This window comes from Halogeometricum sp. S1BR25-6, from assembly GCF_031624495.1.
Classification (GTDB): Archaea; Halobacteriota; Halobacteria; order Halobacteriales; family Haloferacaceae; genus Halogeometricum; species Halogeometricum salsisoli.
Genome location: NZ_JAMQOP010000003.1, coordinates 308,737 through 329,373, shown reverse-complemented (window position 1 = coordinate 329,373; position 20,637 = coordinate 308,737). Strand labels below are relative to the sequence as shown.

Sequence of the window (20,637 nt, the reverse complement as noted above, 5' to 3'; positions counted from 1 at the left end):
CGCCGCGGTGAACGCCTCTTCACCAATGGACGGCGAGCCCTCGTTCTTGGAGAACCCCGACGGCACGCGCGAAGAGATCATGCGGGCGACCTACCGTGCGCTGTGCGAGCACGGCTACGCCGACCTGACTATCCAGCGCATCGGCGACCACTTCGAGAAGAGCGTCTCCTTGCTCTACCAGCACCACGACGGCAAGGACGAACTGCTCGTGGCGTTCCTCTCCTTTATGCTCGAAGCGTTCGAGCGGTCCATCCCCGACGTCTCGGAGGGCGACCCGACCGACCACCTCGACGCCGTCCTGACCCGCGCACTCGACGCCGCGCCGTCCGCCGAGCACGCCGAGTTCGAGTCGGCGATGGTCGAACTCCGCGCGCAGGCCGCCCACGACGAGCGGTACCGCGAGCAGTTCACCCGCCACGACCGCTTCTTCCGCGACCGGCTCGAAGCGGTGATTCGCGCGGGCGTCGACGACGGCACGTTCCGCGACGTCGACCCCGAACGCGTCGTCGCGTTCGTGTTCGCACTCGTCGAGGGCGTTCGGACGCTCCGGGCCACCTCGGACGCGAGCGACCCCGAGGCCGTCCGCGCCGAGGTCGACGCCTACCTCGAAACTGCGCTGTACGACTAAGCGCCCGAACCCTCGCCCATCTCCTTCGGGTTCATCATCCCCTCCTTCACGCCGAAGGAGATGAGGCCCGCGTTGATGGGGTAGGCGGCGATGAACCCGACGGACAACGAGAACGCCATCGCCATCCAGAACAGGACGCTCCCGATGCCGGCGGTGCCGGCCAACAGCAGGTCCGTCCCGATGGCCGCTATCTCCATGACGGTGATGCTCGGCGTCTCGCTGAGGAGCGCGTCCTGCGTCGCCTCGCGGAAACTCGACCCTTCCTGCATCAACGGTCCGATGTTGAGTCCGTAGCCGAACAAGTACGCGAACCCGAACGTGACGAGCACGACCCAGAGGGTGTGGAGCCCGAGGATGCCCTGCGCGAGCGTGATGCCGACGATTTCGCCCAGTCCGCACCCCGAGTAGCAGTGGCTCGTCGAGCGCGCGCCGCGCCGCCAGAGCGAGTCGTGGGCTATCTGCGTCCGTCCGGCCCACCAGTAGACGGCGAGACCGATGGGACCCGAGTAGACGACGGTCAGCGTCCAGACGAACTTCATCATCGACGGGAGCGCCTCGTTTCGCTTCCGGATGTCCCACCAGAGGACGCCGACCGCGGAGACGACCAACAGCACCCAGATTCCGGCGGCGATGGGGCTGGATAGCACGGGTTCCAGAACCTGTCGTATCGGCGCGAATGCGTGTTCGAGCTGTTTTCCGAACTGTGCGAGCCACTGCGGAACCAACGACCCTTGAAGCGGCGTCGCGAGTTGTTCTCGAAGCATCGTTTGATCGAATCGTGTCGGAGCCGAGGGGCCGCGCCTCCTCGAAACGAGGCGAGCGCGCGGCCGCCGTCCTCCGACGACTCTGATAGGGATACACGTCAGAGCTTTTCAGTGATTTCGGCTAACGAACTAGAGATTCGTCCCGCTCACGGCTTCGAATACGAAGCGCCCCGGCTCTCGACGACGGCGCTCCGACGACGGACTCCCGCCCGCCCGCGGCGTCAAAAGAGAATGCTGTCGTCCGACGCGGACGCCACGGCGCCGACGACCCGGTCGCAGTGCGGACAGACGACCAGTCCGGACGACCCGTTCGAACGCTCGCTCGTCTACGGGAATCCCACGTCGTCGCTCGCGATTCGCTCCTCGCACTCGGGACACCGCGCCGCGTCGACCGGTTCCAGCGACATACCGAGTCGGGCGACCGAGACGCGGTTCGTCCTTTCTCTCATCCCCACTTCGACCCGCCCCTCCGAAACCTACTTGTGAGTTCGATGAACTGTTCCGATGTTCAGCCGGCGTCGCCGGCGGACGCCCTCTCATGGTCTCGATCACCTCTGACACGCTGTTCAACGCCGCCGCGGCCGTCGTCGGGACGGCCGCCGCGTTGCTGTTCGTCCTCGGCTTTCGGTACCCCTACTCGCCGGTCTCGAAGTACGCTCTCGCCCTCGTCTTCCTCGTCGGCGTCCTCGCCCTCTGTCAGCGGACGACGGACTCGCAGGTGACCCTGTTCGGCTACGGCGTCGTCCTCGCCGTCCTCGTGGCCGTCTTTTTCGACGTCGCCGAGACGTTCGACGCGGGCACGCCCGTCGTCATCGCGGGCCTGCTTCTCCTCTCTGCGCTTCTCTACGCCGTCCCGCGGTTCGACGCCGCGGACCGCCTCCTGGCCCCGTCGCACGCCAGAACGCTGTTCGCGGGCGTCGCCGCCCTCGCCGCCCTCCTCCTCGTCGTCGACGTGGCCACCGGCGGCCTCGTCTACGAACTTCGCCCGGCGAGTCAGGTCGAGTTCGACGGGGGCTACCACGGCGGGAACGACGTCGACGTCGCCACCCTGCGCGTCTCGAATCCGACGCCGTTCCCCGAACGCGTCGAGGCGCCGCGGTACGGCGTCTGCGCGGTCGGGAACTGGACGCCGTACCGACCGCCGGGCGAACCGAAGCGCTCCGACGGCGAGGTGTATCTCAACGCCTACGTCGACGACGGCTACAACGACCACGTCTTCGGGGGGAGCGAACGGACGTACCGGGTCGCGTTGAACACGAACGCGGCGAACCTCACCGGCGAGACGATTCCGGTCGAACGGACCGCGTCGTGCCCGAACACGGACGCGGGCCCGCCCTCCGTCGCCCTCTTTCCCGACCCGTCCGACCGGTGACGGACCGGCGGGTGCTCCGCGGGCGATTCAGCGCGCGGCCGTCCGGGCCGCTTCCAGTTCGGGGAACTCGTAGCAGTCGTGTTCCTCGTGCAGGCGGCGCCGAATCGCGTCCGCGTCGCCGGGGTCGATGCCGTCGAAGAACCGCCGCGTCTGCGCCAGTTTCCGCCGACACACCGGGGCGTCGGCGTCGACGTCCGTCTCCACGGTGTGCGTCGCTTCGACGGGGACGCTCGGTCCGAAGCAGTGCTCGAAGGCGTACACCGTTCGCTCGGCGTGGAAGTCGTCGGTCGTTATCCGTATCTCCTCGGCGTCGAGTCCCGCGTCGTCCGCGAGGACGCGGGTGAAGTAGGCGTTCCCGATGGTGTCGTAGGCGAAGGGGTCGAGCACGATTCGGTCGGGGTCGACTCCCTCCCGAACCGCGTAGTCGCCCATGACGCCGCACTCCGTCCGGTCGACGCTCGGATTCGCCTGCCCGCCCGAGAAGACGAGGTAGGAGGCGTCGAGGTCCTCGAACGCCCGCATCCCCGCGTCGACCCGCGCCCGTAGTTGGTCGTGTATCCGCGCGGATTCGAGGCGGTGGCCGGGGACGACGACTATCATATCGTCCTCTACATATCGAAGAATTATAGTTTTTGCGTACAGTATCTAAAAGATGAATGTAGGCGTAGGGCGTCAGTCCGTGTTGTCCGCCTGCACCCCTCTCTCGTCCGCGCCGACGACGGTGTTCTCCTGCAGGTCGGATTCGATTTCCTCGAGCGAGCGACCCATCGTTTCGGGGACGCGGAAGTAGATGAACACCACCGCGACGAACGAGAAGACGCCGAGCGTCCAGAACCCGAGCGCTTCGCCGAACCGCTGGATGAGCGAGAGGAACGTCAGGGAGACGAGGAGGTTCGCCGTCCAGTTGAAGAAACTGGAGACGCCCTCCCCGGACCCGCGCAGTCGGAGCGGGAATATCTCCGAGATGAGCAGCCAGAACACCGGGCCGAGGCCGATGGCGAAGAAGGCGACGTACAGTATCATGCTCGCCAGCGTCACGTAGCCGATGACGCCCGAGAGACCCGGCAGGTAGAAGCCGAGACCAAGGACGCCCAGCATGAGGGTCATCCCGCCGGTGCCGACGAGCAGCAGGGGCCGCCGGCCGACCCGGTCGACGAGGTAGATGGCGACGCAGGTCATCACGACGTTGACGACGCCGATGCCGACGGTGCCGAACAGCGAGGCGATGTCGCCGAGGCCGATGTTGGTGAGGATGGTCGGCGCGTAGTAGAGGATGGTGTTGATGCCGCTGACCTGCTGGAGGACGGCGAGGCCGATACCGACCGTCAGCGCCGGGCGAATCCACGGCTGGAGCAGGTCGGTGGCGCTACCCTCGGACTCCTTCTCGCTGACCTCCTCTATCTGTTCTATCTCCTGGTCGACGTCGTCGCGAGCGCGCATCCGGGAGAGCACGTCGCGGGCCTCGTCGATGCGGCCGTTCTCGACCAACCAGCGGGGGCTCTCGGGGAGGAAGTACATCCCGACGCCGAGCGCGACGGCCGGGATGGCGCCGAACCCGAGCATCCAGCGCCACCCGATGACGCCGAGGAAGTTCGGGGCGAAGACGTAGTTTATCCCGTACGCCAGAAGGATGCCCAGCGTGACCATCAACTGCTGGAGGAAGCCGAGCGATCCGCGGACGTCCGGCGGGGCCATCTCGGAGATGTACAGCGGTCCGATGATGGAGGCGACGCCGACGCCGAGGCCGGTGATGCCCCGCAGGGCGATGAGCGACCAGAGACTCGGCGCCAGGCCCATCCCCAGCGACCCGACGAAGAACAGCACCGACGACGCGAGCGTCAGGCGGCGGCGGCCGAAGCGGTCGGCCAGTCGCCCGCCGGTCATCGCGCCCACCATCGCGCCGACGAGCACGCTGCTCGCGACGACCTGTTCCATGAACGTCGAGAGGCCGAACGACTGCTCGATGTAGATGAGGGCGCCGGAGACGACGCCGGTGTCGAATCCGAACAGCAGGCCGTTGAACGCCGCGATGACGGCGGCGATGTAGACGAAGGTGTCGTGGCTCCGTTCCGCGTTCGCCAGTCGGTCGATGCGGCTCAAACTCATGGGCGTCTCTCGGTTTCCGCGGGTACACCGCCGGTCGGGTCCGAGACGACGCGGTCGACGGGTCGAACCGTGTCGACGCCACCACCTCCGCGTCGGAGGGCAGTCTGTTCGGATGCGTTCTTCGGGGCAGCCGAGTTTCCTCGAACCATCTCCCGTCAGGTGTCGCGGGCGACTTTGATAACAAATTTGGCAGAGATAATTTATTTTAAAACATATTAAATATAATATAAATTGTGCGAATACCGCTCCGGCGGCCTCGGCCGTCGCGGTGAGACTTTTCCGCGATGCGGCCGAACGTGATTCTATGTCCACAATCGACGTCGACAGCCTACTTCCGAACGACCGCGTGAAGCAGTCCGTGGCGGACGGCGACGTCACGCAACTCACCCGCGGCGCGAGCAACCGCTACGCGCAGGAGGGAGACACCTTCGACGTCGACGGGGAGACGTTCCGCGTCGCGTCCGTCGAGGAGCGAACGCTCGGCGAGTTCACCGACGAGGACGCCCGCCGCGAGGGTTCGGAGTCGCTGGCGGCGTACAAAGAGCGGATGAACCGGGTCCACGGCGGCAACTTCGAGTGGGACGACGAGGACGAAGTCGTGACGTACCGCTTCGAACGAGCGGACTGACTCCCCTCAGAACAGGAGGAGCACCGGCAGCACGACCAGTATCGCGAGACCCGTCGCGAGGAACGCCCACCCCGCGTCCCGCCACCACCGCTCGCCGCGGAGGGCGAGGACGACGCCGACCAACGCGAGTAGGACGGCGACGGTGATGGCGTCGAACGCGAACAGGAACCGTTCGAACAGTGCGGCGACGACGCCCAACACGCCTCCGAGTCGCAGCGAGTCGGAGTCGGGCGTCGGATCTGTCGTGGAGAACGCGGATCGGATGTCCGTCACGTCGCCGGCTTCGGACGGGGGGACGAACCCTCTATCGGTTCGTCGCTCCCGCGGTGCTCACTCTTCGGAGACCTTCACGACCTGCTTTCCGATGTTGTCGCCGGAGAACAGACCGAGGAAGGCGTCCGGCGCGTTCTCCAACCCCTCGACGACCGTTTCGCGGTGTTCGAGTTCGCCGGCGTCGACCCACGACCCGAGTCGCTCGGCCGCCTCCTCGAAGCGCGTCGCGTAGTCGCCGACGAGCAGTCCCTGCACCTTCGCGCGCGGCGCGATGAGCATCGGGAGCTTTCGCGGCCCGGTCGGGGCGCCCTCGTCGTTGTAGTGGGCAATCTGCCCGCAGACGGCGACGCGGGCGTCCAGGTTCAGTTTCGTGAACACCGCGTCGGTGATGGGGCCGCCGACGTTGTCGAAGTAAACGTCGACGCCGCCGGGCGCGGCGTCGTCGAGGGCGGCCGCGTAGTCGTCGGTCGATTTGTAGTTTATCGCCGCGTCGAATCCCAACTCGTCGGTGAGCCAGTCGGTCTTCTCGTCGGACCCGGCGAAGCCGACGACGCGACAGCCGTTCCGCTTCGCTATCTGGCCGACGACGGAGCCGACGGCGCCCGCCGCGCCCGAGACGACCACCGTGTCGCCGGGCTTCGGTTCGCCCACCTCCAGCAGCCCGAAGTACGCCGTCCGGCCGGGCATCCCGAGGACGCCGAGGTACGCCGGCAGTCCCGCGACGGACGTATCGACGGGCGCGGCCTCGTCGGCGTCGAGGACGGCGTAGTCGGCCCACGCACCGTTGCCGGTGACGTAGTCGCCCGCCTCGTATCGGTCGCTCTCGCTCTCGACGACTTCGCCGACGACGCCGCCCTTCAGGGTGTCGCCCACGTCCCACGGTTCGGCGTAGGACTCGGCGTCGCGCATTCGGCCGCGCATGTACGGGTCCACCGAGAGATATCGGACGCGGACGAGCAGTTCGCCGTGTCTGGGTTCTGGGACGTCGCTCTCGCGGAACTCGAAGCTGTCGAGCGTCGGTTCGCCTTCGGGCCGTTCGACGAAGTACCACTCGCGGTTGGTCTCTCTCACGGGCGTGATTCGGTCCCGCCTCGGAGGTGGCTTCCGCCCTCGGCACCATCCGCCGCGACCCGCTCCGTCCCCTCGCCGGATTGAAGTGTCCCGGGCGACTATGTCGAATGTGGACGTATCACACGTCAGTGCGGACGAATCGGTGTTCGACCGCATCCGAGACGCGATTCTCAACCGCGGGGACGGCGACGAGGACCGCGACCCGTCCGGTCCCGGCCAACCCGCGTAGCGGTCGCCGCGCTCGATTACTTTGGCCTCGCTGAGGCGCTCGCTCGACCGTTCCCAGCGGCTGCACCGAGAGAACCGCTGTTCCGGCGCTCGTCTCTCCGCCGTCTCACTGACGCATCGAACCCGACTGGAGCGACCGAATCGGCGCTAAGCGCGCCGACTCCGCGTTCGGAGTACGGCCTTCCGGGCGCTCCGGGACAGCTCTGGCCACTTGACGACGAGGAACCCGCAGAATATCACCGCGAACCCGGCCAGCGTGACCGCGGGCAGGCGCTCGCCGAGCCAGGCCCACCCGACGACGGTGGCGACGACGGGGACGACGTAGACCACGAGATTCGCCTGGTGAGGGCCGACCCGGTCGAGCAGCGAGAAGTACGCCACGAAGGCCATCGTGGTGGCGACCACCGCGAGGTAGAGGTAGGAGCCAACGAACGTCGGAGTGAGTCTGACGGCCTGGGGTTCGCCCGACAGGAGACTCCCGGCGTGGAGCACCACACCACCCAGGGCCAACGAGAGGCCCGTCGTCGTCGCTGCGGGCATGTGCGACCCGCTCTTTCGAATCGCGATAGACCCGAGCGTGACGCCCGTAATGGCCGCCAGCACCAGCAGTTTCCCCCGGAAGCCGTCGCTGAACAGCGCCTCGGGAGTGGGGCGAACGACGAGGGCGACGCCCGCCAGACCGACGAGAACGCCGACCAGCGCCCGTCGAGAGAGGCGCTCGGCGGGTAACAGCACCCACGCGAAGACGACCGTCAGGATGGGGCCGAGACTGTAGATGATCGCCGAGACGCCGGCAGTCGTGTACTGCTGACCGAGGTAGAGGAAACCCGAGGACCCGAAGAACAGCACGCCTCCGGCGAGGACGGCCAGCCAGTCGGCGCGCCGGCGGGGTCGCCAGTCTCCCAAAACGAACGCGGCGTAGGCGAGCAACAGCAGCGCCGCCAAGTCGTACCGCAGCGCTGCGAACAAAAGCGGCGGCGCGTCGGCTAGTCCGGCCTTGATCGCGGGGAAGGCGGCGCCGAACGCGACCCCCATGAACAGAAAGAGCCCCGCTGCTCTCCGGGTAGACACGGGTGTAGTACGCTCTCTGAGGTCATATACCCGCCGACGCGTCGACAGAACCACGGAGCGACCTCGTCGGAAGCGAACGCGCGCCCCCTCCGCACGCGGGCCGTCGGTCGGTCGGGGTTCTCGTGTCGGAGGGGGGCGGCGTCCGGGCGAGTGGTGCCGGGTATATCGTCGCTGGCGTCGTAGGATATGTCGAGTATCGCCATGGCCAACTCACACGCGAGAGGTAACGTCGAGACCGCAGCGAACCTGTACGAGTCGTTCGCCGAGGGTGACCTTGACGCCGCCACCGCCGGATGGGACGCCGACATCGAACTCCGCGAACCCGAGGGAATCGTCGGCGGCGGAACGTTTCGGGGACGGGACGAGATAATCGAGAACCTCTTCGCCGGCCTGGCGAACGACTGGACGGACGTCTCGGTTGTTCCGGAGCGGTTCGTCGACGGCGGCGACACGGTCGTCGCGCTCATCACGTGGAGCGGCACGTCCAGCGAAACCGGGAGGTCCGTCGAGTTCCGAGGCGCGCACGTCTTCGACTTCGAGGACGGGAAGATCGTTCGCTGGACGTCTTACGCCGACACGGCCCTGTTCAACGCGGCCGCGGGACAGTGACCGAGACCGATGCTCCGGCCGCCGTCCAGACGGGGCGTGCGTTTCCTCGACCGCGCTCGGTCATCCCGGGTCTCGATCCCCGACGAGTCCGGCCAGTAACGCGTCTACGTACTCGAACTCGTCGTCGGTTACCTCGTGGCCGACGCCGTCGTAGCGGCGTTCCGTCACGTCGGCGCCCAGCGACCGGAAGACGTCGGCCGTGTCTCGCACGCGCCCCGCGTCGACGCGCGCGTCGTCCGCACCGCACCCGACGAAGACGGGGGTACCGTCGAATCGCTCGTCGCCGGCGTACCGGTCGGCGTCGGCGTCGACGGTCGGTCCGAGAAGTGTCCCGCTGAGGACGACGACGGGCGACGGTCCGGGGTTTCGGGCGGCGTACTCCGCGGCGACGCAGGCGCCCTGCGAGAACCCGAGCAGGACGGTCCGCTCGCGCGGGACGCCGACCGTCGACGCGACCCGGTCGAGAACGGACTCTACGACGCCGAGCGCCGAGGAGAGATGTGGTTCGTTCCGTTTGAGGGGGTCGTCGGCCGCACCCGGATACCACCGACTCCGGTCGGCCCGCGGCGCGACGAACGCGACGCCGTGGCGGGCCACCGGGTCGAGGAGGTTCACGATTCCCTGCGCCGTCGCGCCGCGGCCGTGAAGGGCGACCACCGCCGCCCGCGCCGCCCCGCGCGGCGCGCCCGCGGCGACGAACGAGTCGGGGTCGTGCGGTCCCGTTTGACTCTCCGTTCCCCCGCCAGCGGGCGGGTTCACTCCGCCGCACCCGGCACGTCCACCGGCGGCAGTTGCCCCTCTATCATCTCGCGGTCCTCCTCGGCCCACGGCGGCAGGACCAGCGACGACCCGAACGCCTCCTCGCCCTCGTCGATGTCGAAGCCCGGCTCCTCGGTGGACAACTCGAAGAGGACGCCGCCGGGTTCGCGGACGTATATCGCCCGGTAGTAGTGCCGGTCGCGGATGCGCGACACCTCGATATCCCGCTCCCGGAACAGGTCGTGCCACTCGCGGAGTTCCTCCTCGTCGGGGACGCGGAGGGCGACGTGGTGGATGCTGCCGATGCCCTCGCGGGCGAACGGGGGCTCCCGATTCAGCAGGTCGACGACGGTGCCGCGGTCGCCGGGAGCCTCGTAGCGGATTCGGTCGCCCTCCTCGGCGACGTACTCGAACCCCAGCGTCTCCAGGACGCCGGCGGTCTGATAGGGGTTCACGGGGAGCGTCGTGACGCCGTGGATGCCTCGAATCGCGGTCTCGGCGGGGACGGACCCGTCCGTCCACGGGTCGACGGGCGACTCTGCGCCGACGAGTTCGAGACGGGTGCCGGAGGGGTCCTCGAACCGGAGCGCCGTCTCCCCGAACCGCTCGCGTCGCTCGGTGTCGACGCCGCGGTCGCTCAGCCGACGCTCCCAGCCGCCGAGCGACCCCGGCGGGACGGCGAACGCCGCGGCGGGTATCCCCGGCCGCCCCCGCCTGCTCGGCGGTTCGTTCGGGTACGGAAAGCAGGTGTAGACGGTCCCCACGTCGCCGGACCCGTTGCCGTAGTAGAAGTGGTATCGGAGGACGTCCTCGTGGTTAACCGTGCGCTTCACGAGGCGCAGGCCCAGCGTCTCGACGTAGAAGTCGAGGTTCTCCTGCGGGTCGCCGACCATCGACGTGACGTGGTGGATTCCCGGCGTGTCGGTGAGCATCGCGTAGTCGAAAATTCGCGGCGTCGACAGGTCAATCCGGCGGTACGGGGAGTCCCGCGCCGGTATCGGGAGAGAGTGCCGGCAGCGTGAGCGCGAATCTCCAAAATTCTGAAAATTCTACAATTTGTAGAAACTGCGAACGGCTCAAACCCCTCCCGAACTCCGGACTCCGTCGAAGTCCGAGAGTGCGAACGGAGGGTCGAAACCACCATCGCCGGGGTACGGCGAACGCGGCCGGGGGTACCGTACCCGGTCCGAATTCGGCCCGGCGTCCGACTCGTGTCGACCCCGTGCGACCGCCGAAGACGACTATCGTCGATACGCCGTGCAACGGCTGTCGATATTTTTCGAGGCGATAGAGCACGAGTTAAAGGGTCGAAGCACGACTGTCGAGGTAGGACCAACTATGGCTGGAACGTACGACCTCGTCATCGTCGGCGGCGGCATCAGCGGCGCCTCGCTGCTCTACACGACGGCGAAGTTCACCGACATCGAATCGATCGCGCTCGTCGAGAAAGAAGAAGAGATAGCCGCCATCAACTCGAAGCACACGAACAACTCCCAGACGCTGCACTTCGGCGACATCGAGACGAACTACAAACTCGAGAAGGCCGAGTCCGTCAAGCGGGGTGCAGAGACGCTCGCGGGCTATCTGGAGAACCACGACCCCGACCGCGAGATGCACGCGAAGCGGAGCAAAATGGTCCTCGCCGTGGGCGACGAGGAGGTCGAGAGCCTCGAAGAGCGCTACCACGAGGAGGGCTTCGGCGACCTGTACCCGAAGCTCCGACCCATCGACCGCGAGGAAATCGCCGAGATAGAACCGAAGGTCGTCGAGGGTCGTGACCCCGACGAGGAACTGCTCGCCCTCCAGACGCCCGACGGCTACGTCGTCGACTACGGCGCCACCTCGCAGTCGTTCGTCGAGGAGGCCCGCGAGGAGGCGAACGTCGACGTCTACACCTCCACGGAGGTCGAAGAGATAACCGAGGGATACGAGGGCTTCACGCTCGATACGACCGCCGGGAAGTTCGACGCCGACGTGACTGTCGTCGCCGCGGGATCGCACAGCCTCCAGATGGCGAAGTCGCTCGGCTACGGACAGGACTCGGTGTTGCTCCCCATCGCGGGCAGTTTCTTCCTCGCCGACGACTTCCTGAACGGGAAGGTGTACACCCTGCAGATGAAGAAGCTCCCGTTCGCCGCGATTCACGGCGACGCCGACGTCCACGACCCCTCCATCACGCGGTTCGGGCCGACGGCCAAACTCGTTCCAACGCTCGAACGCGGCCGCGTCTCGACGGTCAAGGACTTCCTCGACGTGTTCGGACTGAACGCCGCGGCGTTCCTCAGTTACGCCAACATCCTCGCCGACCGCATCCTCCTCCCCTACGTCCTCCGGAACCTCGTCTACGACCTCCCGAAGGTGGGTCCCGAGAAATTCCTGCCGCACGTCCAGAAGGTCGTCCCCAGCGCCACTATCGACGACATCGAACGCGCGAAGGGCTACGGCGGCGTCCGTCCGCAGATCGTCAACCTCGAGGAGAAGGCCCTCGACATGGGCGAGGCAAAGATCGTCGGCGACGAGATAATCTTCAATATCACGCCGTCGCCGGGCGCCTCGACCAGTCTGAAGAACGCGATGCGCGACACCCGGACACTGATGGACTTCTTCGACGGGGAGTACGAGTTCGACGAAGAGGCGTTCCGCGCCGACACCATCGACAACTTCCCACGTCCCGAGCAGACGGATACGGACGCGGAGACGGACGCGGAGGCGCCGCACGCGAACGACTGAAAGCGACTCGACCCGATTCGACTCTACCACTTCGCGGTCGTACGCGCACCGACTCGGCGACTATCCGCACCCGCTCGCCGGATGGTACCTACGCTTCTCATCCGACGCTCGTCTGCCGAACGCTCGGCTCGTAGTGGCGTATATAAACGTATGGTTCTATAATTTGTATTTGCGGTTCCAAAATCCTCAATTATACGTGCGAATTTGCGAAGTATCCACTCATCTGGAAGCGCCGCTCGGCTCGGGGTCGTCGAGAGCCGTCCGCTCGGCCGTCACCGGGTCGCGAGCAGTCCCGCCGAGGCGGCGACGGCGACGACCAGCGAGACGGCCAGGAGGGCGAACGCCGCCTCGAACGACGCCCGTTCGGAGACGACGCCAACGACGGCGGGGGCGACGGCGCCGGCCCCCATCAGCACCGTCCGGACCGCGCCGAGGCCGCCGCCGGCGAGCGAGTCGGGCACCAACTCGACTAGAAAGGAGCCCCTGACGGGGCGGAAGCCGTGCGACCCCAGTCCGAAGGCGACCACCGACGCGCCGAGGGCGAGCGTCGTCGACCCGACGAGGAGGCCGACGAGACCGACGAGCGCCAGCGTCAGCGTTCCGACGATGACGCGCAGCGAGCCGACGCGGTCGCTCAGGTCGCCCGTGAGCAGTTGGACGAAGCTCACGGCGAAGAGGACGCTGTAGAGCCCGTTCGCGACGGTCGAACTCACCGTCGCCGAAGCGGTCAGATACAGCGGGAGGAAGGCGACGACGCCGTTGTAGGTGAAGGAGAACGCGACGGTGACGAGCACGAACACGGTGAAGCGCCGGTCGGCGCACAGCGCGAGATAATCGTCGAGCGACGCGCCGCCGCGGTCATTCGTCTCGCTCCCGTCGCTACGCGTTCCGCCCTCTTCTCCCCCGCCGGACGCTTCCGCGGGCGACGTCCGAACGAGGAACGCGCCGGCGAGGAGGAGGCCGGCGACGCCGCTTCCGAAGAACAGCGTCCCCCACCCGTACCTGCCGGCGACGGCGACGACGGCCGCGGGCGCGACGACGCCCCCGAGCGCGCCGAACGTGTCGAGGACGCCCAGCGCGCGCCCTTTCCGCTCGGGGTACACCGACGAGAGAAAGCGGACGGCGACAGTCTTGTGGACGCCCGTACCGAGGCCGACGAGCACCATCCCCCCGACGAGAAGGGGGAACGAGACGGGACGCGAGAGCGCGAAGACGCCGAGGGCGGCGGTGACCACGCCGCCGGCGATGACCCGGGGCGACCCGACCCTGTCCGCGAGGACGCCCGACGGGAACTGCATGACGGCGTAGACGAGCATCATCGCGGTGTACGCCAGCCCGATGGTGCCGTTGGAGACGCCGTAGGTCGCCTGGAACTCGGGGAACAGCGGGGGGAACGCGTAGCGGACGAACTTCGCCAGAAACCAGATGGCCGCGGTCAGAAGCAGCGTGTCCAACGCGCCGAGGCGGCGTCTCATCGTCCTCCGGTCCGAGCGGGGCCTAGTAAAACTAATCGAAGGCGGTGAGGCGGGAGCGGTCGGCGCTCCCGGTTCGGAACAGTTCAGCTAGAGGGCGTCTCGGTCGAATCCCCGACCGCGGTCGCGCTCGCGCCCGAGCCCGCGGTCCCGGTTCCGCTTCCCTGCTGGGCCTGCGACTTCGCCTGCTGGAACGTCTCCTGCGGGAGCAGCGCGTTCACCGTCTCGAACGACAGCGAGTCGATGAGGGCGGCCGGTGCCCCGGCGATGAGGATGATTCCGAACTGCTCGACCGCGCCGACGACGCTGAGGTTCGAGGTCGAGTCGGCGCGCTGGCGGAAGGAGTCGACGGCCTGGGTGAGCAGTTCCTGCTGCGCCGTCTGGTACTGCTGTTGCGCCTCCGACCGGGAGACGTTCCCGGAGGAGAGTTCGGACTGGATCTCCTGGCGTCGCTGCTGGAGTTTCTGTTGGTCGGGTTGTACGGTGACGGCCACTCGTCGGGAGCCGTCGCCGCTTTCGCCCGCTCCGGTGGTCGTCGTCTGCTGGGCGGCGTCGTCTTGGAGCGCGCTACAACCGGCGAGCGAGAGGGCGGTTCCGGTCCCGGCGAGTTCCAGGAATTGGCGGCGGTCTGTCTCGAAGTCCATCGGGTACACCTTCGGGCAGCGTCGGAAAACGGCGTCGAAACGCGTCCATGGCAGATTTCCTCTCCGACCTATGTGTGTCTGAAATTCGCAAATATCAGTCCGAAATTCGATATACGAAACTATATTTCGGATATGAGAACCATACGACGCCGAGACGAAGTCAGGTCGCTCGAAAGACTCACGGGTGGTTCGCACGACGGGTCGTCGCCGTGTTCCGCGGCGACGCCGAACGAGCGTTCTCCCTCGTAGCGTTCGACCTCACCGAACCGCCGAGTGACCGTTTGGAATCTGAGGATGGATATTACAAAACTAGTTATGTAATAGAATGCCAAAAATCCGTCTCCCTACGGTCGTCGATCACCCGCCGAATCGCTCGACACCGTTCCGGCGTCTTCTCTCTACCCTGATTCCGGGAATCTCGGTTTCATTTCATCTCCGGCCCGCGGTCTCCGCTCCCTTTTGTTCGGTGTAATCGAACATTTCTTCTCCGCGACGCGGCGATTTCGGAACCGAGAGCCGGTACCACGCCTCTGGCGCCGTACGCTCGCCTCTCGGGTGCGTTCTTCCCTCCGATTCGCTCCTCGACCGTGCAGTTCGTTCGATGTCGGCGAACGCGTCGTCGCTCCGCCAGGAGAGGCGAGAGAAACACTCTTTTGAGTGCCGGGAAAAGGGACTTCCGTGACTCGAACGACAACCACCGGGTCGCCGTCGAGAGCGACCCGCGCGACGCGACCGGAGGTCCGAGCGTGACGTACGAACGCGTCTGGACCGTCCGGTTCTCGGACGCCGACTCCTTCGGTATCGCCCACTATCCGCGCATCGTCGACGCGATGCACGAGACGTCCGACATGTTCATGCAGGACATCGGATTCCCGTACTGGGAGATCGTTGAGGAGCACGGCTACGGACTGCCGCTCGTCGAGATGAACTTCGAGTTCGAGCGGCCGGTGGAGGCGGGCGACGAGGTGACCGTCGAACTGACACCGGACCTCGGGAACCGAAGCGTTCGGTTCGAGTACGTCGCGCGCTCGAACGGCGAGGTGGCGTTCACCGGCTACGAACAGCGCGTCTGCGCCCCCGCCGACGGGCAGGGTTCGATGGAACTCCCTGACGACCTCCGGGCGGCGCTGTCGGAGTACGCGGCCGAAGAGGGAGACGAGGACGGAGACGACTGACCGACCCGCGGCCGCGTATGATTACTCCTGGCCGCCCTTCTGGACGTTCGCGTCCTCGTAGCTGACGTCCCGGCCCGTCACGTCGACGGTCATACTGCCGACGTCCTCTATCTCGGCCTCGATGGTGTCGCCGTCGGAGAGTTCGCTGACGCCCTCCGGCGTCCCCGTCGTGATGATATCGCCCGCTTCGAGCGTCGCGCCGAGGGAGGCGTACTGGACGACGTCGGCGCAGGTGTACACCATATCGCCCGTGTTCTCGTACTGGCGTCGTTCGCCGTTGAGTTGCAGTTCCATCTGGAGGTCCTGGGGGTCGTCTATCTCGTCGGCGGTGACGACGCACGGTCCGACGACGGTGAAGGTGTCGTAGGATTTGCGGTTCGAGCGGTCTTGGTCGCCGCGCAGCGAGATGTCGAGCAGGATGGTGTAGCCGAAGATGTGGTCCCACGCGTCCTCGGCGTCGACGTCCTTGGCCTCCTCGCCCATCACGAACGCGAGTTCTATCTCGTGGTCCGTCCGGCGGTCCGAGAACGGCAGTTCGACGCCGTGGTCCGGGCCGACGACGCTGGAGGGCGCCTTCAGGAAGTAGCCTTTGTCCTTGATGGAGAACCACTCGTCGGTGGTGATGTCGCGGTCCGAAAGCGCCTCCTCGATGTGGTTCTCGTAGTTCAGCGGCGCGGCGATGACCTTGCCGGGCCGGCCGACGGGCGACAGCAGATCGACGTCCTCAACGTCGTGGTCGGGGTCCTCGTCGGCGTACTGTTCGGCGTCGTAGTCGCCCTCCACGTAGTCGAGGAGCGGTTCGCGGCCGTCGAGGTCGAGTCGGTCGCCGAGGTCGATGACGCCGGTGCCGTCGTCGGTGAGCAGACCTAACTGTCCGTCGTCGTATCTGACGAAGCGCATGGACAGACGTGCGGTCGAGACGCTAATAAAGGGTGGTGGTCTCCGTAGGCGGAGCGGTCCGTAGTCGTCGAGCGTTCGGCGCGCCGAAGGAGATTTTATTACGGTCGGCGCACTGCATCCGGTATGGCACTCGATACCGACCTAGAGTCGACGGTGGCGTCTGCCGACGACGTGCCCGAGGCGTCGGACGTCCACGACATCGGTTCGGAGATACCCATCGAAGACGTGTTCGACGAGGCGTTCATGGCCGAGTACACCGAGTTCGACGACTTCGAGGAGATGGTCGCGGCCAGTCCGTCGGACGTCTCCTCGGCCGCGGAACTCGAACAGGTGCCGACCGGCGCGTGGGATGAGTTCATCGCCGAGACGACGGCGTTCGCGGACGACGAGGAGATGGTGCTCGCCGCTCGCGACCACTGGGTGGCGAAGAAACTCGACTTGTAACCGACGCGGCGACTGCGGACGCGACGCTCTTCTTGCGCGACGGGCGAGAAAAACGAGCGAGTCGGAGCGACCGCCCGGTCGTCGGTTCTCAGTAGTTCCCGGTGGTGACGATGGGTGGTGCGCCGTGCGGGCCGTAGGGCGCGTCGTCGAGATACTCGCCGGCGGGTTCGAAGTAGTCGGCTATCGCCGCGGCGGCCTCCTTGCGGAGGACCGTCTCGGGGTCGTCGCCCTGAAGATATTCGAGCGCCTGCCCCGCGGCCTCCATGTTGTACTTCGCCGCCTTCTCTCGGCGGGCGGCGTACAGTTCGACCTCGTCGCGCGCGACGCCGTCGGTCCGCGACCGCAGGGCGACGGCGACGGCCGAAGCGGCCTCGTCGGCGTCCGCGATGCCCGAGTTCATCCCCCGCGCGCCGAACGGCGCGAGGAGGTGGGCGGCCTCGCCGGCCAAGAGGACCCGGCGGTGCTCGTCGACGAACGTGTCGGCCATCACCTGCAGGAACTTGTAGGTGGACACCCAGGTGATGTTGTCGACGTAGCGTTCGCCCATCACCGTGCGGACGAACTCGCGCATCTGTCCGTCGCCGCTCAGTTCCTCTGCGTCGTCGTCGCCGAGACACTGGATGTCGAGGCGCCACCCGCCCGTGAAGGGGACGAGGAGGACGTTCCGCCCGCCGACCGAGGGGTCGTCGTAGTGGAACAGTCGCTCCAAGGGGCGGGGGTCCTCTTCGACCTCCTCGACGTCGGCGACGATGAAGGAGTTCTCCGACTGGTCGCCCTCGAAGTTCGCACCGATCTCCGAACGGACGGTCGACCCGCCGCCGTCGGCGCCGACGAGGTAGGGCGCCTCCCACTCGCGGCCGTCGGCCGTCTCGACGCGGACGCCCTCGGGGGACGACTCGACCGTCTCGACCCCGGCGTCCCAGTGGATGTCGATACCGGCCTCGTCGAGGGCCTCGTGCATGTACTCCTCCGTGCGCACCTGCGGGACGCTGGTGAAGTGCGGGATGTCGCCGTGGCCGCCGGGCGTGTCGTACGTCCGCGAGAACACTTCTTTGCCCCGCCAGCAGGTGCGCCGCGTCGGCCACACCAGTCCCTCCTCGACGAGGTCCGTTCCGAGTCCGGGGCTCACCCGTTCGAGCGTCCGGAGCGTCGAGCCGTGGACGTAGATGGCGCGACTCCCCGACCGGTCGCGGTCCGCCGATTCGGCTTCGAGGATGGTGGCGTCGACTCCTCGCGCGTGCAGCGCGAGCGCGGTCGTCATCCCGACCGGTCCGGCACCGGCTATCAGTACGGAATCGTCTGTCGTTTCGCCGCTCATGACGGGAACTGAGGCACAAACTACCATAATCGTTGTGGTCACAATATCGTCCCGCTCTCGAACTCCCGTCGGAAAACCTTCGGCGGCGACGCCGCGATGTTACAGCCGTATGGGTGTGACGTTTAGATATCTGCTCGTTCGCCGGGTTTGACTGCCGCTCTGGAACGAACCACGGTATATATTACAAAGAACTCAAAATGGGTGGGTGAGAGGTACAATGTTCTGTATCACGCTCTTACTTCGATAGATGTAATCTCCGAAGGCGGCCGCTCCAAGCCGACGGATTTATTGTTAACGGTCGTTACTGGTGGACCATGTTCGGCAGCACTGCGTGGGAGAATGACGAGCACACGCCGGGCGAGAACGCCGAGCCCGCCCAGAAGTCCATCGACGACGTCGGGTTGATAACCGAAAAGCGGGGTCCGCTGTTGAAGTTCCTCCTCGCGTTCGTCACCGGCTCGTTCTTCTTTCTGTTTCCGGTCCAGTGGAACGGGCAGACGACGATTCCGCTCGACGTTCTCGTCGGGCTCATACAGGGGGCGTTCCCGACGCTCTTGGAGTACTTCACCTTCGCGCTCATCGCCGCGGGCGCCGTGTTGACGACGCTTTCGATGGCGACTCACCACGGCTATCTGGACCGAGAGGGCGGACTCGTCGCTCGCACCGACCTCGACTATTGGCGCACGTCGAACCTGTTTTGGTTCTTCCGCGTCGCGGGCGTCTGCTTCGCGGTTCCCATCCTGCTCGGCGTCGGCCCGGAGTGGCTGTTCAACGGCGACACCTCCGGTATCGTCTGGGGTGGCCTCCTCCTGACCGTCGCGCTCGTCATCCCCATCGGCGCCGTCTTCGTCAACCTCCTCGCGGAACTCGGCGGCCTCCAGTTCGTCGGGACGCTGGCCCAACCGGTGATGAACCCGCTGTTCGACCTTCCGGGCCGGTCGGCCCTCGACGGCGCCGCCTCGTGGCTCGGGTCGTTCAGTATCGGCTACTACCTCACGCGGAACGTGTTCGACCGCGGCGGCTACGACAAGCGCGAGGTGTTCGTCATCTGCACTTGCTTCGCCACCGGCAACCTCGGCACCGTCGGCGCCATCGCCGCCGTGCTCGAAATCCTGCACGTCTTCCCCGTCGTCGTCCTCCTGTATCTCATCGCCGTCGTCGCCGTCGCCGTCGTCCTCGTCCGGGTGCCCCCGCTGTCGTCGGTGCCGGCCGAGTACGTCGCCGAACCGGACCCGGAACCGGAGTTCAGCGGGACGCCCACGGAGTACGTCCGCTTCGCGTTCAACGAGGCCGTCCGGACCGCCGATGAAGGCGCCTCGATTCCGCGCGCCTCCTTCGAGGGGCTGGTCGACGGGCTGAAGCTGAACGGGATGATACTCGGTACGGTCCTCGCCATCGCGATGGTGGCGATGGTGCTCAACATCTACACGCCGGTGTTCGAGATTCTGGGGACGCCCTTGGTCCCCGTCCTCTCGGCGCTCGGCATCCCCGACGCGCAGATGGCGGCCACCTCGGTCATCCTCGGCGGCGCGGAGATGTTCATCGGCGCGACGTTCGCCGTCGGCGCCGACTTCATCACGCGCGTGTTCGTCGTCATCGTGGTGAGTTCGCAGGCCATCTTCTTCGCCGCCTCGGCGCCGATGATGGTCGACATGTTCGACGACATCCCTATCCGCTTTCGCGACCTGTTCGCGCTGTTCGTGATGCGGACGCTGCTTCTCATCCCCATCACGGCGGCGCTCATCCACGGTGCGGTGTTCCTCGGCCTGCTGTAGGCGGTTCGCGGCGCCGCGTCGACGACCGTCTCCGAACGGCTTCCCGCCCGTTCCCCCGTTCAGTCGGACGCGGCCGAACAGAACAGCACCGGGCGGTCCGACCGCAGCGCCACCCGCTGTGCGACGCTCCCGAACAGCGCCTTCCCCGTCGGGGACTTCCGCCGCCCGGCGAGGCTGAGCAGGTCCGCGCCGAACGCCTCGGCCGCGTCGAGAATCTCTTCGATTGCGTCGCCGCTCGACTGTTCGACCGCCACCTCGAACCCCGCCGCCTCCAGCGCCTCGGTCGCTCGGCCGACCGATTTGAGCTTCCTCGCGTCCGCCGCGTCCCCGTCCGCGCGGAAGACGTGGTAGACGACGACGCGGACGCGGTCGGGGTCGAGCGGCAGCGTCGTGAGCGATTCGACCTGGTCCGTGACCCGTTCGACGTCGGTGTCGGCGCAGAGCAGTATCGTCGTCATGGCTCGGAGTATCGGCGACGACGGCTCCGACGGGCATAGTCGTTCGCCCCGACTCTCACCTGCCGGCACCGCGTGAGGCAATACTTATGCCCGGCGCACCGGAAGCGGCACACGACATGGTCGTGGTTCGCACGCGCGGCGGTGGAGTCGAGCCCGAAACGACGGCGGCGGACGGTCGAGCCCGGAACGACGGCGGTGCCGGTCGAGAGGTG

General features: G+C 66.8%; 22 protein-coding genes. 8 read left to right on the top strand and 14 right to left on the bottom strand.

Features of this window, described 5'->3' with window-relative positions; genetic code table 11:
- The first annotated feature begins 25 nt into the window (after positions 1–25).
- Positions 26–628, top strand: a complete 603-nt coding sequence (locus NDI76_RS22655; RefSeq protein ID WP_425498376.1) for a TetR/AcrR family transcriptional regulator — start codon at positions 26–28, stop codon at positions 626–628.
- Here NDI76_RS22655 and NDI76_RS16665 read toward each other — a convergent pair.
- On the bottom strand, positions 625–1,392 hold the full coding sequence (locus NDI76_RS16665) for a DUF4396 domain-containing protein (protein ID WP_310925269.1): 768 nt from the start codon (positions 1,390–1,392) through the stop codon (positions 625–627). The two genes, NDI76_RS22655 and NDI76_RS16665, sit on opposite strands and share 4 nt — an antisense overlap.
- A 326-nt stretch (positions 1,393–1,718) precedes the next feature.
- Complete coding sequence (locus tag NDI76_RS16660; RefSeq protein WP_310925268.1) at positions 1,719–1,841, bottom strand: hypothetical protein; 123 nt, start codon at positions 1,839–1,841, stop codon at positions 1,719–1,721.
- A gap of 89 nt (positions 1,842–1,930) precedes the next feature.
- Here NDI76_RS16660 and NDI76_RS16655 point away from each other — a divergent pair, with 89 nt between their 5' ends.
- Positions 1,931–2,764 carry a hypothetical protein gene (locus tag NDI76_RS16655; protein WP_310925267.1) on the top strand — a complete coding sequence of 278 codons (834 nt, stop codon included), beginning with the start codon at positions 1,931–1,933 and terminating at the stop codon, positions 2,762–2,764.
- Positions 2,765–2,791: 27 nt separating this feature from the next.
- Here the strand turns inward: NDI76_RS16655 and NDI76_RS16650 are convergent, their stop codons facing one another.
- Together NDI76_RS16650 and NDI76_RS16645 are read right to left on the bottom strand one after the other, a co-directional pair.
- Positions 2,792–3,364: a YdcF family protein gene (locus NDI76_RS16650; RefSeq protein WP_310925266.1), complete on the bottom strand. Its 573-nt coding sequence runs from the start codon at positions 3,362–3,364 to the stop codon at positions 2,792–2,794.
- A 72-nt stretch (positions 3,365–3,436) separates the two neighbouring features.
- On the bottom strand, positions 3,437–4,870 hold the full coding sequence (locus NDI76_RS16645; protein ID WP_310925265.1) for a sugar porter family MFS transporter: 1,434 nt from the start codon (positions 4,868–4,870) through the stop codon (positions 3,437–3,439).
- A gap of 304 nt (positions 4,871–5,174) precedes the next feature.
- Here NDI76_RS16645 and NDI76_RS16640 point away from each other — a divergent pair, with 304 nt between their 5' ends.
- Positions 5,175–5,498 (top strand): ASCH domain-containing protein, encoded by a 324-nt coding sequence (locus NDI76_RS16640; protein WP_310925264.1) that lies wholly within the window; start codon positions 5,175–5,177, stop codon positions 5,496–5,498.
- 6 nt (positions 5,499–5,504) lie between these two features.
- Here NDI76_RS16640 and NDI76_RS16635 read toward each other — a convergent pair whose 3' ends face one another.
- The 3 genes from NDI76_RS16635 to NDI76_RS16625 all read right to left on the bottom strand — a co-directional run bounded on the left by NDI76_RS16635 (position 5,505) and on the right by NDI76_RS16625 (position 8,141).
- Positions 5,505–5,771, bottom strand: a complete 267-nt coding sequence (locus NDI76_RS16635; RefSeq protein ID WP_310925263.1) for a hypothetical protein — start codon at positions 5,769–5,771, stop codon at positions 5,505–5,507.
- Positions 5,772–5,828: 57 nt separating this feature from the next.
- Positions 5,829–6,842, bottom strand: a complete 1,014-nt coding sequence (locus NDI76_RS16630) for an NADP-dependent oxidoreductase (RefSeq protein ID WP_310925262.1) — start codon at positions 6,840–6,842, stop codon at positions 5,829–5,831.
- Between the two features lie 375 nt (positions 6,843–7,217).
- The gene (locus NDI76_RS16625; protein ID WP_310925261.1) at positions 7,218–8,141 is read right to left on the bottom strand and encodes a DMT family transporter; all 924 of its coding nucleotides are present in this window, start codon (positions 8,139–8,141) and stop codon (positions 7,218–7,220) included.
- 201 nt (positions 8,142–8,342) lie between these two features.
- Between NDI76_RS16625 and NDI76_RS16620 the strand changes: the two genes are divergently transcribed.
- Complete coding sequence (locus NDI76_RS16620; RefSeq protein ID WP_310925260.1) at positions 8,343–8,750, top strand: nuclear transport factor 2 family protein; 408 nt, start codon at positions 8,343–8,345, stop codon at positions 8,748–8,750.
- 60 nt (positions 8,751–8,810) lie between these two features.
- On the opposite strand, the gene NDI76_RS16615 is transcribed toward NDI76_RS16620, so the two are convergent.
- Together NDI76_RS16615 and NDI76_RS16610 are read right to left on the bottom strand one after the other, a co-directional pair.
- Entirely contained in the window at positions 8,811–9,509 is a 699-nt protein-coding gene (locus NDI76_RS16615) for an alpha/beta hydrolase (protein WP_310925259.1), read from the bottom strand.
- Positions 9,506–10,441, bottom strand: coding sequence for a VOC family protein (locus tag NDI76_RS16610; RefSeq protein ID WP_310925258.1), 936 nt, complete (start codon positions 10,439–10,441; stop codon positions 9,506–9,508). Before NDI76_RS16610 ends, NDI76_RS16615 begins: the two co-directional genes overlap by 4 nt.
- Before the next feature lie 406 nt (positions 10,442–10,847).
- Between NDI76_RS16610 and NDI76_RS16605 the strand changes: the two genes are divergently transcribed.
- On the top strand, positions 10,848–12,239 hold the full coding sequence (locus tag NDI76_RS16605; RefSeq protein ID WP_310925256.1) for an FAD-dependent oxidoreductase: 1,392 nt from the start codon (positions 10,848–10,850) through the stop codon (positions 12,237–12,239).
- Between the two features lie 272 nt (positions 12,240–12,511).
- Here NDI76_RS16605 and NDI76_RS16600 read toward each other — a convergent pair whose 3' ends face one another.
- Both NDI76_RS16600 and NDI76_RS16595 read right to left on the bottom strand, forming a co-directional pair.
- Entirely contained in the window at positions 12,512–13,714 is a 1,203-nt protein-coding gene (locus NDI76_RS16600) for an MFS transporter (RefSeq protein WP_310925255.1), read from the bottom strand.
- An 83-nt stretch (positions 13,715–13,797) separates the two neighbouring features.
- Positions 13,798–14,355 (bottom strand): hypothetical protein, encoded by a 558-nt coding sequence (locus NDI76_RS16595; RefSeq protein ID WP_310925254.1) that lies wholly within the window; start codon positions 14,353–14,355, stop codon positions 13,798–13,800.
- Between the two features lie 746 nt (positions 14,356–15,101).
- Between NDI76_RS16595 and NDI76_RS16590 the strand changes: the two genes are divergently transcribed.
- Positions 15,102–15,530 carry an acyl-CoA thioesterase gene (locus NDI76_RS16590; protein WP_310925253.1) on the top strand — a complete coding sequence of 143 codons (429 nt, stop codon included), beginning with the start codon at positions 15,102–15,104 and terminating at the stop codon, positions 15,528–15,530.
- A 21-nt stretch (positions 15,531–15,551) separates the two neighbouring features.
- Here NDI76_RS16590 and NDI76_RS16585 read toward each other — a convergent pair whose 3' ends face one another.
- Positions 15,552–16,430: a fumarylacetoacetate hydrolase family protein gene (locus NDI76_RS16585; RefSeq protein ID WP_310925252.1), complete on the bottom strand. Its 879-nt coding sequence runs from the start codon at positions 16,428–16,430 to the stop codon at positions 15,552–15,554.
- Positions 16,431–16,553: 123 nt separating this feature from the next.
- Here NDI76_RS16585 and NDI76_RS16580 point away from each other — a divergent pair, with 123 nt between their 5' ends.
- On the top strand, positions 16,554–16,874 hold the full coding sequence (locus tag NDI76_RS16580; RefSeq protein ID WP_310925251.1) for a hypothetical protein: 321 nt from the start codon (positions 16,554–16,556) through the stop codon (positions 16,872–16,874).
- 88 nt (positions 16,875–16,962) lie between these two features.
- Here NDI76_RS16580 and NDI76_RS16575 read toward each other — a convergent pair whose 3' ends face one another.
- Positions 16,963–18,192, bottom strand: coding sequence for an FAD-dependent monooxygenase (locus tag NDI76_RS16575; protein WP_310925250.1), 1,230 nt, complete (start codon positions 18,190–18,192; stop codon positions 16,963–16,965).
- 314 nt (positions 18,193–18,506) lie between these two features.
- On the opposite strand from NDI76_RS16575, the gene NDI76_RS16570 reads away from it, so the two are divergent.
- Positions 18,507–19,967 (top strand): YjiH family protein, encoded by a 1,461-nt coding sequence (locus NDI76_RS16570; RefSeq protein ID WP_310925249.1) that lies wholly within the window; start codon positions 18,507–18,509, stop codon positions 19,965–19,967.
- A 59-nt stretch (positions 19,968–20,026) separates the two neighbouring features.
- On the opposite strand, the gene NDI76_RS16565 is transcribed toward NDI76_RS16570, so the two are convergent.
- Positions 20,027–20,425: a universal stress protein gene (locus tag NDI76_RS16565; RefSeq protein ID WP_310925248.1), complete on the bottom strand. Its 399-nt coding sequence runs from the start codon at positions 20,423–20,425 to the stop codon at positions 20,027–20,029.
- Positions 20,426–20,637: the final 212 nt, after the last annotated feature.